A 17263-nucleotide genomic window follows, 5' to 3' on the forward strand; every position below is an offset into this window, starting at 1 on the left:
TTTGAAGAAAATTTACATGGATTTTGAAATGAATATGCCAAGTTCCAAAAGTAAGAGGGAGGGGTTTAAAGCAGAAATCATAGCAATAGGTGCCATTAAATATGATACTAAAAGTGGAAAAATAGATAAGTTTAAATCTTTAATCAAACCAGTAACTAATCAAGAAGTATTTCCTCATATTGAGGAACTTACCCACATTACAACTAAAGATTTGGAAACTGCTCCAACTTATGAAAATGTTATGAGAAATTTTAAATCATGGCTTGGTATATATTCAGATATTGAAGGAATTTATACTTTTGGAAATTTAGATTTAACGTGTTTTAATTATACAGATAGATTAAGCTCTCAAAAAAATAATCATCCAAGATTTTTAAACAATATAAGAAATTTGTTTGTAGACATTAAAGATAAGTATATAAATTATGGGATGAAGTGTATGAACTATGTATCATTAAAAAATCTTTTAGAATATGCAAATGTAAAGTTTTGTGGGGATGCACATGATCCATTGTATGATGCATATAATTTATATATATTAGATAAAGTCTTAGAAGAAAATGATAAAATAAGAAATTTATTAATAATACACGATTTTTTAAAACCACCATTCACGGTCTTAAATGAAGATTTGGAAAATAGATTCGAAGAATATAGACAGTATTTATATAATCAAAATGGGGAATTTGATATTTACTGTATATCTTTAGAAATTATTAAAACTATTAAACTATATTTATCATCTATAAAGGAAATAAATGTGCATGAAATAGATATTATTAGAGATGTAAGTAAAAAACTAGAATCACTGGATAAATTAAAAGATATAAAAGAAGGTTATTTTTATGTTTTAGATAATTTGTATCTGGATATGAAAGAATTATTAGATGATGCTCTTTTATATAAATTAAATCAACAAGAATACGAGGAAGAAGTTAATAATATAATTGATTTATTTAATGAAGATTTAGAAGTAGAAAATATAACTGAAGTAGCAACAGATATAACGTAAAATGATTTCAAAAGAAATCATTTTTTTTGTTTTAAATAATAAATATTATAAATATAAATAAGAAAGAGGATTATGTAAGAGGAGGAGGTTGTATGTTTATAACTACAGTTATAAAAATGTCTACTTTAATAAAAATAATATTTTTTATTGTTATTGCAGTGGTAATAGTAAGATATATAAAAAATATTAAAACATCATTAGTTGGGGGGAAAAAAACTATTAATTACTTATTAAGAAGAAACACTAAATCGTTCCTTAAAAATAGATATAATATGTTTAATATACATAGTAGGAATGAAGATGCTAAGGTATACAACATAAATAGTGATGAGGATGTAATAAGATATGCTAATGGAGATATTTATAAAGGTCAAATTAAAGATGGTATAAGAGAAGGTCTTGGAACTTGCTACTTTGCAAATAAAGATATTTATGAGGGAATGTGGAAAGGCGACAAAATGGAATGTGTAGGTAAATATGTATTTGCAAATAAATCTTTTTATAGTGGTGATTTTAAAAATGGATGCAAGGAAGGTATTGGAGTTTATACTTGTGATGATTACAAATATATTGGACAGTATTACGCAGACAGAAAAGGAAGAGTAGGAACATTCCATCTACCAGAAAATTCATATTTGAAGGTTATCATTGAAAATGGAACAATTGTAGAAGGAACATATATAAGAGAAGGATATAAAGAGGAATATATTTATAATATTGATTTAAGTAATGAAAGAGAAGTGATTAAAAATATTAGATCTTATTTTGTAAGAGATGTTTCTAATATATAATTTAATAATATTGGAGTGAAATATTATGAAAAACCAAAATGATGATTATAAAGTAAAACTTATTCCTTTTATTATGAATAGAGGAGTAAAAAATATAGGAAAAACACCTTATGGAGTAGCTATGATTCAAGCAAAAAATATGTGGAGTGAATCTAGTAGGGGTGAAGGTATAAATATTGCGGTAATAGACTCAGGTTGCGATATTAATCATGAAAGTTTAAAGGACAATATTGTATTTGTTAGAAATTTTACCGATGAAGATAAGAAAAATCCTAATATAGTAATTGATAGAGTTGGTCATGGTACTCATGTGGCAGGAATTATAGCTTCAAATGGAAATAATAATACAGTAGTAGGAGTAGCTCCATGGGCTAATTTATACATTTTAAAAGCTATTGATAGGACTGGAAGTGGAAAAGTAAGCTGGGTAATTAATGCTATAAATTATGCAGTAGATAAGAAAGTTGATATTATATCAATGTCTCTTGGTATGCCAAACGATGATCCTAAGCTTGAAAAAGCAATAAAACATGCTGTTAATAATAATATATTAGTAGTATGCGCTGCTGGTAATGAAGGTGATGGAAATGCAGGTGATTTTGAATACTCATATCCAGCATCTTATGTAGATGTAATATCAGTGGGGGCTGTAGATAAAAAAGGTGTTCCTGCTAGCTTTTCAAATGCTAATTTAGTAGTAGATTTGGTAGCTCCAGGGGTAGATATAGTATCTACTTATCCTAACAATCAATTTGCAAGCTTAAGTGGAACAAGTATGGCAGCACCTCATGTTAGTGGAAGTTTAGCATTACTTAAAAATTGGTCTCATGAAGAATTTCAAAGAGACTTAACTCAAGAAGAGATTTACGCACAACTTATAAAGTATACAAAAAATTTAGGATACCCTAGAACAGTGCAAGGTAATGGATTGATTTATTTAAAAGATAAAAAATAAATAGTTTTTTTCAGCTTGGAACTTAATTATAATAAGTTTCAAGCTCTTTTTTTTACAAAAAATATAAAATTTCATTTTTTATCTCAAAATTTTACAAAAAAATGATATAATAAATTAGAAAGTAACAAAATTGTAACTAATTAGATGCTTAAAATTAAAATATATGGAGTTGAGACAATGATTAAATTTACAAAAGTAGAGAAGCAATACTCAGACGGAAATAAATGTCTTCAAGATATAAATCTTACAATAGATAAAGGAGAGTTTATTTTTTTAGTAGGACATTCAGGGGCGGGAAAATCAAGCCTTCTAAAATTAATAACTAGAGAAGAAAAAGTTACAGATGGGACAATTATAGTTAATAACGAAAACATAACTAATATAAAAAATTTAATGCTACACAAATACAGAAGAAATATAGGAATAGTTTTTCAAGATTATAGATTAATTAAAGAAAAAACTGTATATGAAAATGTAGAATTAGCACTTAGAGTAGTAGGAGAAAATCCTAAGAATATAAGGAATAAAGTTATGGAAGTTTTAGAAAGGGTAGGAATAGCTCATAAATATAAAAAATATCCAGATGAATTATCAGGTGGTGAGTGTCAAAGGGTTGGTATAGCAAGGGCATTAGTAAATAAACCTTCTATTATAATTGCCGATGAGTGTACAGGAAACCTAGATATGGATAATTCTATTTCTATAATGAAGCTACTAGAGGAAATAAATAAAAGAGGAATTACTGTAATCATGGCTACTCATAACTTGGAGCTAGTGAGAGAATTTCCTAGAAGAATTGTTAAAATTGAAGGTGGCAAAATAATTTATGACACAAAGAGGTGCGAATAATGAAGATAATATCAAAGGTAACATATAGTTTTAAGCAAGGATTAAAAGGTGTATTTAGTAATAAAACTATGAGCTTAATTTCTGTAGTTTCAGTAACTTCAGTTCTAGCTATACTTGGTATAGTCTTATGTATAGTATTAAATATTAACTCATTTATGGAAAAAACACAAAATGAAGTAAATGAGATAAGAGTATCGCTAGATTCAAAAATAAGCAAAGATAATAGGGTAAAAGTAAAAGAAGAATTAGAAAAAATAAATGGAGTTGAAAGCGTTAAATATCAAACGAAGGATGAAGCTTTTGATAATATGAAGGAAAACTTTGGTGACGAGAAAGAGTTGTTAGAAGGTGTTAAAAATCCTTTAGATGATTATTTTATAGTAACTATTGCTGATTCTCAGGAAATAAAAACTTTGGCAAATAGTATAGAAAAAATAAAAGGTGTTATAGAAGTTCAATACTATGAAGAAATTATGGAAAACTTTATAACAGCATCAAATACAGTAAAACAATTTGGAGGAATTGTAATAGGATTCCTATTAATAGTTTGTCTAGTATTAATATCTAATACAATAAAGGCCAGAGTATATAGCAAAAAAGAAGAAATACAAGTTATAAAATATATAGGTGGTAGCAATAGATTTGTAATAGCTCCATTTATAGTAGAAGGATGTATAATAGGCTTATTTGGTTCTTTAATATCTCTTGGTATATGTACAGGAATGTATAAGTATGTAGTGGAAAATATGCAAATATCTCTAAATTCGATTGTTGGAGATATGATGTTACCTCTTTCAAGTGTATCCTACTTATTAGTTTTAGTATTATTTGTTACAGGAATAATAGTAGGAATATTAGGAAGTGGGTTATCTGTAAAAAAATATTTAAAAGTATAAAAAATAATTTGGGGGAAAAATATGAAGAAAATAATATCAACAGCTTTAATTTGCTCAATGCTATTTTCAGCTGGTAGTACAATATATGCCAATGCTGAAAATACAGAAAGTAAGTTAAAGTCTAATCAAGACAAGCAAGATGAATTAGATGTAAAGATAAAAAATTTAAATGATAGGAAAGAAAAAGTAGAAGAAAAAATTAATCAAGCAAATAAAAAGATAGAAACAATAAATAATGAATCAAAAAAATTAAAAGAAGATATTAAGAAGCTAGAAAAAGATATAGACTCAAATGAAGAAAGCTTAGGAGACCGATTAAAAGTTATAAACAATAACTATACATTAGGTTATTTAAAGGTTATACTAAGTAGTAATTCTATTTCTGACTTTTTAAATAATGTGTATATAGTGCAAGAAGTTGTAGCACAAGATAAACAAATGCTAAAAGATTTAGAATCTGATAAAAGTGAAATAGAAGAGAAGAAAATAACATTAGATAAGAACAAAGAAGAAGCAAAAGTAATTAAAGATGAGTTAGTTAAAGATAAAGAGAGCTTAGAGGAAGATAAAGCAGAGCTGAAAAAATTAAAAAACGAATTAGTTAATGAAGAGGAAGCATTAGAAGAAAAGCTACAAAAAATAGCAGCAGAAAATGCTGCAGCTTCTAGTGAATCAAATACAAATAAATCAGATTCAAACAAATCAGATTCAAGTAATTCAAATGCTGTAATATCAAATGGGTCATGGCCAGTACCTGGATATAGTACAATATCTTCGCCTTTTGGATATAGAGTACATCCTGTACTAGGTGTAAGTAAATTACATACAGGAATAGATATACCAGCACCTACAGGAACTCCAGCAGTAGCTGTTGATAGTGGAACAGTAATTTATTCAGGTGTTCAAGGAACTTATGGAAATACAGTAATGATAAGACATGACAATGGCTTAGTGTCACTTTATGCTCATAATAGTTCTTTAGTAGTTAAAGTAGGAGATAAAGTTAAAAAAGGACAAGTTGTTACTAAAATAGGATCAACAGGCAGATCAACAGGGCCACATTTACACTTTGAAATTAGAGTAAATGGAACTCCTCAAAACCCATTAAATTACTTATAATCTTTTTAGATAAGGGGTAGTATTTATGCAAGAATATGTGGTAGTAGACTTAGAAACTACAGGACTAGACCCATATAGAGGTTGTGAAATAATAGAAATAGGTATAACAGAAATAAAAAATAATCAAATAGCAAGAAATTATTCAAGATTAGTAAAGCCGGATGCAATTATACCTTCTTTTATAACAGAAATAACTGGTATAACAAATAAAATGGTAGAAAATGAAGAAGGCATAGAAACTGTTTTACCGAGATTTAGAAAATTCTTAAGCGATAGAGTTATGATAGCGCATAATGCCAAATTTGATTTGAAGTTTTTAAATTATTATTTGCAAAAATATAATTTAGAACCTATAGACAATCATATATGTACCCTAGAAATGCTTAAAGAATGTAAATCATATAAAGGAAAAAATAAAAAACTGGAAACTGCATGTAATTATTACAATATTATTAATGAAAATGCTCATAGAGCTGATAGCGATACTAAGGCTACAGCAGAGTTGTTCTTAATAATAAAAGATGAAGTATTTCCAGAACCTATATAATTAAGACTAAGAGCTATAGATAAATCTATAGCTCTTTTTTATATTGGAAATTTTGTGTTCAATAAAAGTATTGATTCATAGTATATATTAGTAGGAATAATAGGGGGATTAGATATGAATCACATTTATGTAAATATTTATACAGATAAAGTTAAGTTTTACATAGTTTACTATGATCAAAATGAGAAAAGACAAATTAAAGATGATGAAATTGTATTGCCTTTTTCTTTTAGTATGGGTGATAAATTATATTATATAAAAAAAATAATAAGCACAATTATAAATCAATATAATATAGAGGCATATTGTTTGGAAGTAGATAGAGATATAGGTGTTGAGATAGTAGATGCAGTTAAGATGGAAGGAGTTCTAGAAGAATTATTCTCAAGTAAAGGAGTAATACTATGGAAATAAGTCCAAAATTAAACTTAAAAATATTACAAAAGATTAATTCAGAAGGTGTAAATTCAGCTTTATATATAGTTGAAGATAGACAGCTTAACTGTGAGATGATATTAAAGCAGATTGATAAGAAAAAACTAAAAGAGTATGATAAATATTTTGAAGAATCTAAAAAGATATCTTCATTAAATCATCCTAATATAATAAAAATTAATTATGCAACTTATGACGACGAGTATATTTATATAACAATGCCTTATTATGAAAAAGGATCTTTAAATCATATATTGGATTCCAGAAGTTTAACAGTAAGGGAAATTATAAAATACTCTTTAGATTTTCTTTCAGCTCTTTATTATGTACACGATAATAATATAATTCATTGTGATATAAAACCCAATAATATACTCATAGATGATAATAATCAAGCTATACTTGGTGATTTTGGTTCTGCCATAAAACTTGATATTCATGGATGTGGCAAGTTAAAAAATGTTTATTATAAGCATATAGCTCCAGAGCAGTGTTTTACATCAACTGTAGATGGCAGTATTGATGTTTATCAAGTTGGAACTACTTTATATAGGATGTGTAATGGAAATGAGGAATATAATAATCAACTTAAGAGATATAAAAATTTAAATGATTTAAAAATAGCTATATCAAAAGGTAAGTTTCCTGTAAGAAAAAAGTATTTACCACATATACCTAAATCTTTAATTGAAGTTATAGAAAAATGTTTACAAGTAAAAAGAGAAGACAGATATGAAGATGTATTAGGTATCTTAAATGATTTATCAAAAATTAAAGAAAATCTGGATTGGAGATATGATAAAAGGAGCAAGGATTACTTTACATGGATAAAAGATGATAACTATATTATATTAAAGCGAGAGGATAAAATATGGTCCATAGAATCGAATGTTATAAAAGCTGCTAAAAGTAATATGGAAGTAGAAAGTAAGGCTCAAGGATATAGAATAATAAGAAAAATTATAAAAGAAAATTAAAAAACCCTACTTTAATCCGTTCAAGTAGGGTTTTCTATTAAAATATATTATAAAAAGGGGTTTATTAGGGAATATATTTTGTTTGGGGAGTAATCAGTTATTGGGGAAATAACTGTATATTCATAATAACAAAATTCGACAAAATATGCAAGCATTTAAAAAAAATAATCTTTTTTATGAGAATTAATAATATGTTTTAGTTAAGAAATAGATGTTTAGAAATATATTTCTAAATATTGGTTAAAATACTTTTAATAAGGAGGAGTATCATGAAAAAACAACTAATAATTTACATATTTATACTAATAGTAGTATATACCTTTAATAATGTATCTTACTCTATTAATAAAAATAATCAATTTCAAAATTCATTATATGTAAATAATATTAATGATAAAGATATTAAAATAGAAATTACAAATGTGGAAACAATAAATAGTGCAATTAGTTTAGACGAAGTTTATGAATCTTATTCTATTATTACTATGAATATAAGTAATACTGGACTAGATATTGTAGAATTATCTAATATAAATTATTCTGTTTATCAAGATAATAAAAAATTACAAACATTTATACAAAGCCAAAATAAATATTTGGGGTTCGTAGGTACATTAGATAGTGGAGAACAAAAAAAAGTAAAAATAGGAGTAGTATTAGAGGAAAAAAATATGCCTCTTAAGCTGGTTTTAGAAAATCTAAGTGATAGTAACAAAGAAAAAATTATAAAAGTAATAAATATTTAATATATTAATAGTAAAAAGAATGAATAATATTTTAAATATTTATTTTTTTCAACATATTAATCATTTATACCTTACATTTGACACAGTGTAATATTACAATTTTGTACTTTGATTTATTTTAATTTACAATGTATAATTAATTTAACGAGTAAGGAGGTATATATGAGCTATTACGATAGTAGTGATAATAAAATAAGACGAAAAAAAATTAGTTCTAATAATTCAAATAAAAGTAATCACAATGCAGTTAGTATTAAAAATAAACAAGAGATCAATAGAGTTAATAGAAAAGAAATAGATGAAAATTTTGAATTAGAGAAAGAATTATTTTATAAAAAAAGAGATAAAAAAAGACGTAAAAGAAATAGTCTTATAAAAAAATGTTTAACTGTTTTGTTAATACTAACATTTATAGGAAGTATATTTGCCTCTGTATTAGTAGCTGTATCACTAAAGGGAACTCCCGATGTGACTAAAGATTTAATTTACAATAGTTATGTATCTAAAAATGTAGTTCCAGTAAATGAAATACCAAATAACTTAAAGTATGCTATTGTTTCAACAGAAGACAAAAGATTTTATAAACATAAAGGTGTTGATTTCAGGTCCTTAACTAGATCTGTTGTTAATAATATTTTATCGGATTCAACACAAGGTGGAAGTACTATTGATATGCAAGTATCAAAAAACTTACTGACTAGTGAAGAAAGAACTATGAAGCGTAAAATTAGAGACATGTATAATGCTATGCAAATGAATAAAATAATGACAAAAGATGAAATTTTATCAGCTTATTTAAATAATATATATTTTGGAAAAGCAAGTTATGGTGTGGCAGATGCAGCAAAAGCTTATTTTGGAAAAGATGTCAGAGATTTAAACCTGAGTGAATGTGCTATGTTAGCAGGGATTACAAATAATCCAGCAAAATATATGCAACATGATGAGGCAAAAATAAGACAAAAAGTGGTGTTGAAACATATGTATGATCAGGGCTATATAAGTGAAGATGAATATAAAGAAGCTCTTAATGATCCAACACCTTTTAAATCTGAAATTGCATAAATAATTAAAATGTCAATAAGTAAAACTTATTGGCATTTTTTAGTGTATAGTCTTGATATTTAATTATTTCATATTATAATAAGATTAATGCTATTTGAAGTTTATAAAATAAAAGAGGTGAATAAATGTTTAAATTTAACTATGATGAAAAAGAATACATATTAAATGATGAAAATTTTGATGAATTAATCAACGATGATGATAAACCAGTTAAAGATATCGATAAGGATATGATTATAGAATTGATAAATAACTCTCTAGAAGAAATAATATTTGATGAAGAGTTTTATATAGAGGCATGTCCAAAGTGTTTAAAAGGAATAAAAGAAAAAGAAAAATTTTTCCCATTTTTAGAATATCATTTTTATATTTACACTAAGGAAGGGAAATATGTTATAAGCACTATAGACAAAGATTATAAAGGAAAATCATTCAATAAGCTATCTAGATTAAATCTTGTAGATGATAGTTATATAGTGAGTATAATAATATGCAAACATTGTAATGATTACATAATACAAATGGAGAATTGTGAAGTGTAATAAAGCATGTAAAAAAGACATATCTTTTGATATGTCTTTTTTATTAAGTAAATTTTTATATTTAATTTTTAGATTAGATTACTATTTTTTATATTTATTTGTTATGATTAATTTGAGGGGGGAGTGAATAATATCATGAATAAAATAATTAGAGTTACAGCTAGGTTATTTTTAGGATTTATAATATATGGTTTAGCTATAGTGGTAATGATACATGCAAATATTGGGCTAAGTCCATGGGATGTGCTACATCAAGGAATTTCTTTAAAAACTGGCCTGACTATGGGGCAAATATCCATAGGAGTAGGTATTATAATTATAATAATTGATGCGTTTATGGGTGAAGGAATTGGATTCGCTACTTTAGGAAATGTATTTCTTATAGGTACTTTTTTAGATATATTTGAAGGTTTTAATATAATTCCTTATGCAAATAATTTATTTACAGGCATTCTTATGATGTTAATAGGAATAGTTTTAGCTGCCATAGCCACTGTACTATATTTAAAACCAGCTCTTGGTAGTGGCCCTAGAGATGGTTTAATGTTAGCCATAAATAAACGATCATCAAAATCTGTAGGAAGAATAAGAACGATTATAGAGTTAACAGCTTTGACAGTAGGTTGGCTTTTAGGAGGAAGTGTTGGAATTGGTACAATAATAAGTGGATTTGGATTGGGATATGCTATACAAATTGCTTTTAAAATAAGTCATATTGATTCTAAATCACTAACTCATGAAAGTATTATTGAAAGTATAAAATCTTTGAAAAATAAAAATAATATTCAAGTTGAAACTTGCATGGAAGCTGATGAAGAATAAAAAGAGAAGCTACAATTAGGTAGCTTCTTTTTACTTTAATATTTTTATATTAAATATTTATTTTTCAACAAATGTATTACAACTAGCATTACCGCTGTTTATTTTTATTTTTTTTGCTGTGCAATACTTATTATCGTTGTAGGAACATTTTATTGCATCGCATTTTATATTTTGTATAGTAGTAGGATCTAACTTATTCTCACCGTAAATCGAACTAGTAAACTGCTGATAGTCCTTTTCTTTAAAAGTTGAACAGTAAGTGTCATCAATATCATCTGCAAGAAAACCATCAATGCTTATTCTTCCAGCATAACAATGATTATCATTGTTATGTATACATCTAGTTGCATCACATCTTAAACTAGTATCCAATTTTAGACCTCCTTAACAAACTATATTAAAGATAATATATGTAAGTTGTATTATTTTATACAATTACTTTTTATTACCTGGAAAACATTTGTCACATAAAACAACTACATCTTCATCTGTTTCTCGGCCTAATTTTTTATTTATGTGATATACATCTACATTTTCTATACTATTGCAAATAGAGCAGGTATTGTTGTGTTTTTTTAGTATATTCTCTTTAAACAATTGCCAATATAATGAGTTAAGATAATCTTCGTATTTTATTCTAAGACTAGTTTCTAAAAAGTCTAAATATAAATAATCTAAATCACAAGTTGTTAAATTAGTGTTTTCCTGATCAAAAAACTGACAACAGTCTGTTGGTCTTGGGATTTTATTATTAATAACACATTTTATATAATATCTAAAGTTTTCATCAGGACCTTCTAAGCTTAAATGAGAGCAAAAAGTACAACAGTTTTTTGGCAATTTATCCTCTAAAATTTTATTTTCCTTTTTCATAATATCCCTCCAATTTTCTAAAGGAGTAAATTTTTATATATAATACATATTAAATTTTTTTTTATATTATTACAAAATGAAAAACAAAAATATTTAACAATAAAGGATTTTAAAAAATAAAAATCAATATATATATTAAATACTTAAATTAAGGTGATACTATGCGAATATATGATTTTGATAAAAATAGGAAAATAATAAATATAGAATTAGAAGAAAGACTTATGAAAAGCAATGAAAAAATGAATATAAAAAAATTAAGTTATAGGAGTGATAATAAATATAATGTAAGTGAAATATATGGTGATAATAAAGAAATTCTAAATATTGATGAAGTAAAGCATCCGTTTACTCATATAGAAAACAAAACTATAGGAACAAAAAGCCTTGACTCTAAACATATATATAAAAGCATATCTAATAGAAATATAGACTATAATAAATTTGTATCATGTAATTTTAATAATATTAAATTCGAAAACTGCACTTTTTTTGGAAGTGAATTTAAAAATTGCATATTTTATAATGTGGATTTTTGTCATTGTAACTTTGAAGATGAAGGAAAAATAGCAGTATATTTTAAAGATAGTTGTGAATTTAAAAGTTGTAATTTTTATACAACTAATATGAAAAATACTGTTTTTGAATTTACTAAATTTACAGAAGTTAAATTTTCTTTAAGTAGTCTTAGAAATAGTATTTTCAACAAATGCTTTATTGAAAATATAATTTTTTCTGATTGTGATTTAAAATCTATGAAAACAATAAGAACTGATATAAATATACTGACTTTTGAAGATGAATTTACAAGCAAGGTAGATGAAAACACATTTATTGATTTATTAAAATTAAACAAAAAGGATAAAAGTTCTTATTATAATATATTTAAAGCATATAAGAGCATATCAGGAGTATTTGAAAAAAACAGATTATTTAATTATTCTGGAGAATATTACTACCTTGCTAAATGTGCAGAAAGAAAATATTTAAAAGGACTGGAAAGACTAAAATCAAATATTTTTTACTATACTTGTGGATATGGTGAAAGACCAACATTTGCCCTTATATCATCCTTAGAAATTGTGTTGATATTTTCTATAATATATATGTTTTCCGGCCTTTGCGTTAATGAAAGAATAATTCATTATAATTTAAATATATTATCTTATTTACCAAGGAAACTAATGTATATGGATCTCATAGATTGTTTTTACTTTAGTTTAGTTACATTTACAACAGTGGGATACGGAGATATATTTCCCATAGGATATAGTGTGCTATTTTCATGTGTGGAAATGTTATTAGGAGTGACTATGGTTGGAGTTTGGACAGCTACTTTAGCTAGAAAAATCACTAGATAAAGGTGTAATAATTGGCAAAGTAACCTTGTATGTGATAAATTGTATTTATTATAAAATTTAGGAGGTAAAAATGAAATTTCAAGATTACAAATATGAAAGACCTAATTATGAAGAAATAAAAAAATCATTTTTAGATTTAGTAAATAAAATGAAATCTGCGGAAGACTACAAAGAGCAATATGGATATATAATGGACTTAAACAATATTAGAAAACACATTGAAACTATGTCTATTATAGCCTCAATAAGAAATAGTATAAATACGGCAGATGAGTTTTATGAAAAGGAGACAAGTTATTGGGATGAATACGGTCCACTATATACAGAATTAAATTCAGATTTTTATAATGCTATTATTAGTTCTAAATTTAAAGAAAATATAATAAATGATTTTAGTGAACAATTTTATAAAATATGTGAATACTCTTTAAAATCTTTTTCACCAGAAATAATACCACAATTACAAGAAGAAAATAAACTAATGTCTAGATATACAAAACTATTAGCTTCAGCAAAAATAAACTTTAATGAGGAAGAGTTAAATTTATCTGGCCTTTACAAATATATGTTATCACAAGATAGAAAAGTTAGAGAAGAATCATCTAAAGCTTATTATAGCTACTTTGATATACATGAGGAAGAATTTGATGAAATTTATGATAACTTAGTAAAAATAAGACATGACATAGCTGAAAAGCTAGGCTTCAGCAATTTTACAGAATTAGGTTATATAAGAATGTATAGAACAGACTACAACCCAGAAATGGTAGTTAATTTAAGGAAACAAGTATTAGAATATATAGTGCCTCTTTGTAATAAGTTATATGAAAAACAAGCTAAAAGATTAAGTTTAGATAAATTAACTTATATTGATGAAAATCTAGAATTTTTAGATGGAAATCCTATTATTAAAGGTGACTCAGCTTATATAATAGAAAATGGAATAAAAATGTATAATGAATTATCAAAAGAAACAAAAGAGTTTTTTGACTTTATGTTGGAAAATAATCTTATGGATTTAGAAACTAAACATAATAAATCTGCTGGAGGTTATTGTACTTATATTCCAAATTATAAAGCTCCATTCATTTTTTCTAATTTTAATGGAACTAGTGAAGATATGGATGTATTAACCCATGAAGCAGGACATGCATTTCAATTATTTATGTCTAGAGATATAGATATGCAAGAAATAAACTTTCCAACTTTAGATAGTTGTGAAATTCATTCTATGAGTATGGAGTTTATAACTTATCCTTGGATGAATATTTTCTTTAAAGAAGATACTAACAAATACAAGTTTGCTCACTTATGCTCAGCTATAAAATTCTTGCCTTATGGAGTTGTAGTAGATGAGTTCCAGCATATTGTTTATGATAATCCTAATATGAGTAAGGATGAAAGAAAAGCAGTTTGGCGCAATTTAGAGAAAAAATATTTACCACATAGAGATTATGAAGAAAATAAAATATTGGAAAAAGGATGTTGGTTCTTTAAGCAAGGACATATATTTAAAGATCCATTTTATTATGTTGACTATGTATTAGCACAAATTTGTGCATTCCAATTCCTTAAAAAAATGGAAAAAAGCAGAAAAGAGGGATGGGAAGACTATTTAAAAATTTGTAAAGTTGGCGGAACAAGGTCATTTCTGCAAATAGTTAAAACTGGGAATTTGATATCTCCTTTTGATGATAATTGTATTGAATTTATAATGAATAATTTAGAAATGAACATAGAAAAATTTGAAAAAAATTTATAAAAGAAAGCTAAGGATGTGTAAATTACATATTCTTAGCTTTTTTTAATATTTATATCATTATTTACAAAATATTATTTGTGATATATGGAAATTCTAAGTTTGAAGAAGTAAGTTAGGAGGATAATTTATGAATATTTCAAAAAGAATACAATCAGTTCCGCCATCAACTATAATGGAATTATTAACTTTTGCAGCAAAGGCAAAAAATCAAGGTAAAAAAGTATATCATCTAAATATAGGTCAGCCAGATATAATAACACCAGAAGGTTTTTTTAAAGCTATAAGAGAATATAAAGGTGAAGTTTTAGAATATGCTTTATCAGAAGGTTTGCCTGAGCTTATAGAAGCTATAAGAAAGTATTATACAAATTACAATTTAAACTTTAAAAATGATGAGATTTTAATTACAAATGGTGGTAGTGAAGCTTTGTTATTTACCATGCTTACTATTTGTGATGAAGGTGATAATGTACTAGTTCCAGAGCCTTTTTACTCAAATTATTTTAATTTCTCCAAATCTGTAGGAGTGAATATTAATCCAATTACTACTTTAGCTGAAAGTGGATTCCACTTACCAAATAAAGACGAAATAGTATCAAAAATTAATGATAAAACTAAGGCCATACTATTTTCAAATCCGGGAAATCCAACGGGTGTAGTTTACACAAGAGAAGAATTAGAAATGATTGCAGATATAGCGCTTGAACATAACTTATGGATAATAGCTGATGAGGTTTACAGAGAGTTTGTTTATGATGGTGAGTACACTAGTGTAGGTACTATTGAAAGAGTAAAAGATAGTGTAATCATTGTAGACTCTGTATCAAAACGTTATAGTGCTTGTGGAGCAAGAATAGGATCATTAGCTTCTAAAAATAAGCCTTTTATGGAAGGGATACTTAAGTTATGTCAAGCTAGATTATCTGTTCCTACTTTAGAGCAATTAGGAGCAATAGAACTTTACAAGACAGATAATTCTTATTTAACAGAAGTTAATGAAGAATATAGACAAAGAAGAGACGTACTTTACAATGAACTTATAAAAGTACCAGGTGTTATTTGTAAAAAACCAAGTGGTGCTTTTTATATAGTTGCAAAACTACCAGTAAAAAATGCAGATGACTTTACTAAATGGTTATTAAGTGATTTTGATAAAGATGGAGAAACCGTAATGCCTTGTCCAGCAGAGGGATTTTATCAAACATATGGTCTTGGAATTGATGAGATAAGACTGGCATATATTCTAAATACTAAGGATTTATCTAAGGCAGCCATACTTTTAAAAGAAGGTTTAGAAACATATCTAAAGTTAGATAAAGAATAAAAAAGTTTATTTTTTTATAAAAAACAGAGTTCAATATATGACTCTGTTTTTTATTTAAGAACTTTGTTGTATTAAGTATTAACAAAAATATTTAGTTGTTTACATAAAGAGAGTGAATCTTACATAATATTGAGATTTAGTAACAATCTGTAATTACCTATGTTACTATTTTGTAATACAAAGTAACAAGTATGTAACTGTAATTTTTCAAGGGGTAATGATATTATAATAGTATAAATAAAAGATAAAATTTAAGAAATTATAAAATATATTATAGAGGAAGTGTTGAGATATGAAAAAAGGAATTATAGCAATTACATTATTATTAACTGGAGCATTATTAATAACTCCAATTGCAAACGGAATTTCACAAAACAACAAACAAGAAAACGTAAAACCAGTAAAAGTTGAACAAGCTACAAATACTGCAAAAACAGAAATTGTAAAAAACAATGAAGACAAAACAACACAAAAAGAAGAAACTAAAAAACCAGTAAAATCTGAAACTTCAGTTGTAGAAACTAAAAAACCAGTAAAAGTAAAAGAAGAAACTAAAAAAGAAGAAACTAAAAAGGTTGTTACTAAAAAAGAAGAAACTACTAAGCCAGTTAACAATACAGTTGCAAAAGATGATAAAGATAAAGAAGAAGTTAAAACAGGAATGACAAAATCACAGGCTGAAGCAGTCTTAAATAAATATTTAAAAGATGTTGAAAAAGTTGACTTTACTTACGCATACCAAGGAAATGAAAATACTTTTAAAGCAATGCAGAAAAAGGGAATAAGAGGATATGTATTTTTACCAAATATAGAAACTGACTTAGCTTACTTAGTAGACAAAGACAATGGATCAATATATTTCTTCCATCCATCAGGATACTTTGAATTATTACAATAAAATATAGTTAAGATAAAAAGAACTTAGCACTAAAATATGCTAAGTTTTTTATTTGTTAGTATTTAGTAAAATAAAATTTGAGTAAAAAATTATAAAAAAGTAGTTGACAATACAAAAAAATAAAACTATTATTAAATCAAACTAAAAAATAAAAGCTATGATAAGAAGAAGTAGTAATTAAAAGAAAGGTATACAGAAAGTTACCGGTTGATGAGAGGTACATACTTTTTTAATTATGAATACATCTTTGAGCTTCACACTGAAGAGCCAAGCTTGGTAGGATGTGACG

Annotated in this window: 19 protein-coding genes and 1 other annotated feature (1 of these 20 cut by a window edge); of the genes, 17 read left to right on the forward strand and 2 right to left on the reverse strand. The window is 26.0% G+C overall.

The window, feature by feature from the left end:
- Position 1 precedes the first annotated feature (1 nt).
- From TEGL_RS06175 to TEGL_RS06235, 13 genes are all read left to right on the forward strand, one after another.
- Positions 2-1012 carry a 3'-5' exonuclease gene (locus TEGL_RS06175; RefSeq protein ID WP_018589328.1) on the forward strand — a complete coding sequence of 337 codons (1011 nt, stop codon included), beginning with the start codon at positions 2-4 and terminating at the stop codon, positions 1010-1012.
- Between the two features lie 92 nt (positions 1013-1104).
- Positions 1105-1803, forward strand: coding sequence for a hypothetical protein (locus TEGL_RS06180; protein WP_026254995.1), 699 nt, complete (start codon positions 1105-1107; stop codon positions 1801-1803).
- 25 nt (positions 1804-1828) lie between these two features.
- Positions 1829-2758, forward strand: coding sequence for a S8 family peptidase (locus TEGL_RS06185; protein WP_018589329.1), 930 nt, complete (start codon positions 1829-1831; stop codon positions 2756-2758).
- 177 nt (positions 2759-2935) lie between these two features.
- On the forward strand, positions 2936-3607 hold the full coding sequence (gene ftsE / locus TEGL_RS06190) for a cell division ATP-binding protein FtsE (protein WP_018589330.1): 672 nt from the start codon (positions 2936-2938) through the stop codon (positions 3605-3607).
- Positions 3607-4503 carry a permease-like cell division protein FtsX gene (gene ftsX, locus TEGL_RS06195; RefSeq protein ID WP_018589331.1) on the forward strand — a complete coding sequence of 299 codons (897 nt, stop codon included), beginning with the start codon at positions 3607-3609 and terminating at the stop codon, positions 4501-4503. Before ftsE ends, ftsX begins: the two co-directional genes overlap by 1 nt.
- 21 nt (positions 4504-4524) lie before the next feature.
- Positions 4525-5622: a murein hydrolase activator EnvC family protein gene (locus TEGL_RS06200; protein WP_018589332.1), complete on the forward strand. Its 1098-nt coding sequence runs from the start codon at positions 4525-4527 to the stop codon at positions 5620-5622.
- Positions 5623-5647: 25 nt separating this feature from the next.
- Positions 5648-6169, forward strand: a complete 522-nt coding sequence (locus TEGL_RS06205; RefSeq protein ID WP_018589333.1) for a 3'-5' exonuclease — start codon at positions 5648-5650, stop codon at positions 6167-6169.
- A 114-nt stretch (positions 6170-6283) separates the two neighbouring features.
- On the forward strand, positions 6284-6583 hold the full coding sequence (locus tag TEGL_RS06210) for a hypothetical protein (RefSeq protein ID WP_018589334.1): 300 nt from the start codon (positions 6284-6286) through the stop codon (positions 6581-6583).
- Complete coding sequence (locus tag TEGL_RS06215; protein WP_018589335.1) at positions 6574-7581, forward strand: serine/threonine-protein kinase; 1008 nt, start codon at positions 6574-6576, stop codon at positions 7579-7581. Before TEGL_RS06210 ends, TEGL_RS06215 begins: the two co-directional genes overlap by 10 nt.
- A gap of 269 nt (positions 7582-7850) precedes the next feature.
- Positions 7851-8327 carry a hypothetical protein gene (locus tag TEGL_RS06220; protein WP_018589336.1) on the forward strand — a complete coding sequence of 159 codons (477 nt, stop codon included), beginning with the start codon at positions 7851-7853 and terminating at the stop codon, positions 8325-8327.
- A 162-nt stretch (positions 8328-8489) separates the two neighbouring features.
- Positions 8490-9392, forward strand: a complete 903-nt coding sequence (locus TEGL_RS06225; RefSeq protein WP_018589337.1) for a transglycosylase domain-containing protein — start codon at positions 8490-8492, stop codon at positions 9390-9392.
- A 125-nt stretch (positions 9393-9517) separates the two neighbouring features.
- Positions 9518-9934, forward strand: a complete 417-nt coding sequence (locus TEGL_RS06230) for a DUF3785 family protein (RefSeq protein ID WP_018589338.1) — start codon at positions 9518-9520, stop codon at positions 9932-9934.
- A gap of 135 nt (positions 9935-10069) precedes the next feature.
- The gene (locus TEGL_RS06235) at positions 10070-10756 is read left to right on the forward strand and encodes a YczE/YyaS/YitT family protein (RefSeq protein WP_018589339.1); all 687 of its coding nucleotides are present in this window, start codon (positions 10070-10072) and stop codon (positions 10754-10756) included.
- A gap of 57 nt (positions 10757-10813) precedes the next feature.
- Here the strand turns inward: TEGL_RS06235 and TEGL_RS06240 are convergent, their stop codons facing one another.
- Together TEGL_RS06240 and TEGL_RS06245 are read right to left on the reverse strand one after the other, a co-directional pair.
- Entirely contained in the window at positions 10814-11128 is a 315-nt protein-coding gene (locus tag TEGL_RS06240; RefSeq protein ID WP_018589340.1) for a DUF1540 domain-containing protein, read from the reverse strand.
- 63 nt (positions 11129-11191) lie between these two features.
- A complete protein-coding gene (locus TEGL_RS06245; protein ID WP_018589341.1) occupies positions 11192-11629 on the reverse strand; it encodes a hypothetical protein in 438 nt (145 codons plus the stop codon).
- Positions 11630-11790: 161 nt separating this feature from the next.
- Between TEGL_RS06245 and TEGL_RS06250 the strand changes: the two genes are divergently transcribed.
- The 4 genes from TEGL_RS06250 to TEGL_RS06265 all read left to right on the forward strand — a co-directional run bounded on the left by TEGL_RS06250 (position 11791) and on the right by TEGL_RS06265 (position 16974).
- Complete coding sequence (locus tag TEGL_RS06250; RefSeq protein ID WP_018589342.1) at positions 11791-12990, forward strand: ion channel; 1200 nt, start codon at positions 11791-11793, stop codon at positions 12988-12990.
- A gap of 70 nt (positions 12991-13060) precedes the next feature.
- Complete coding sequence (locus TEGL_RS06255) at positions 13061-14752, forward strand: M3 family oligoendopeptidase (protein WP_018589343.1); 1692 nt, start codon at positions 13061-13063, stop codon at positions 14750-14752.
- A gap of 127 nt (positions 14753-14879) precedes the next feature.
- Positions 14880-16076, forward strand: coding sequence for a pyridoxal phosphate-dependent aminotransferase (locus tag TEGL_RS06260; protein WP_018589344.1), 1197 nt, complete (start codon positions 14880-14882; stop codon positions 16074-16076).
- Positions 16077-16368: 292 nt separating this feature from the next.
- The gene (locus TEGL_RS06265) at positions 16369-16974 is read left to right on the forward strand and encodes a hypothetical protein (protein ID WP_018589345.1); all 606 of its coding nucleotides are present in this window, start codon (positions 16369-16371) and stop codon (positions 16972-16974) included.
- A gap of 148 nt (positions 16975-17122) precedes the next feature.
- Positions 17123-17263 (forward strand) — a binding site (T-box leader) (it continues 109 nt past the right edge of the window).

This window comes from Terrisporobacter glycolicus ATCC 14880 = DSM 1288, from assembly GCF_036812735.1.
GTDB lineage: Bacteria > Bacillota > Clostridia > Peptostreptococcales > Peptostreptococcaceae > Terrisporobacter > Terrisporobacter glycolicus.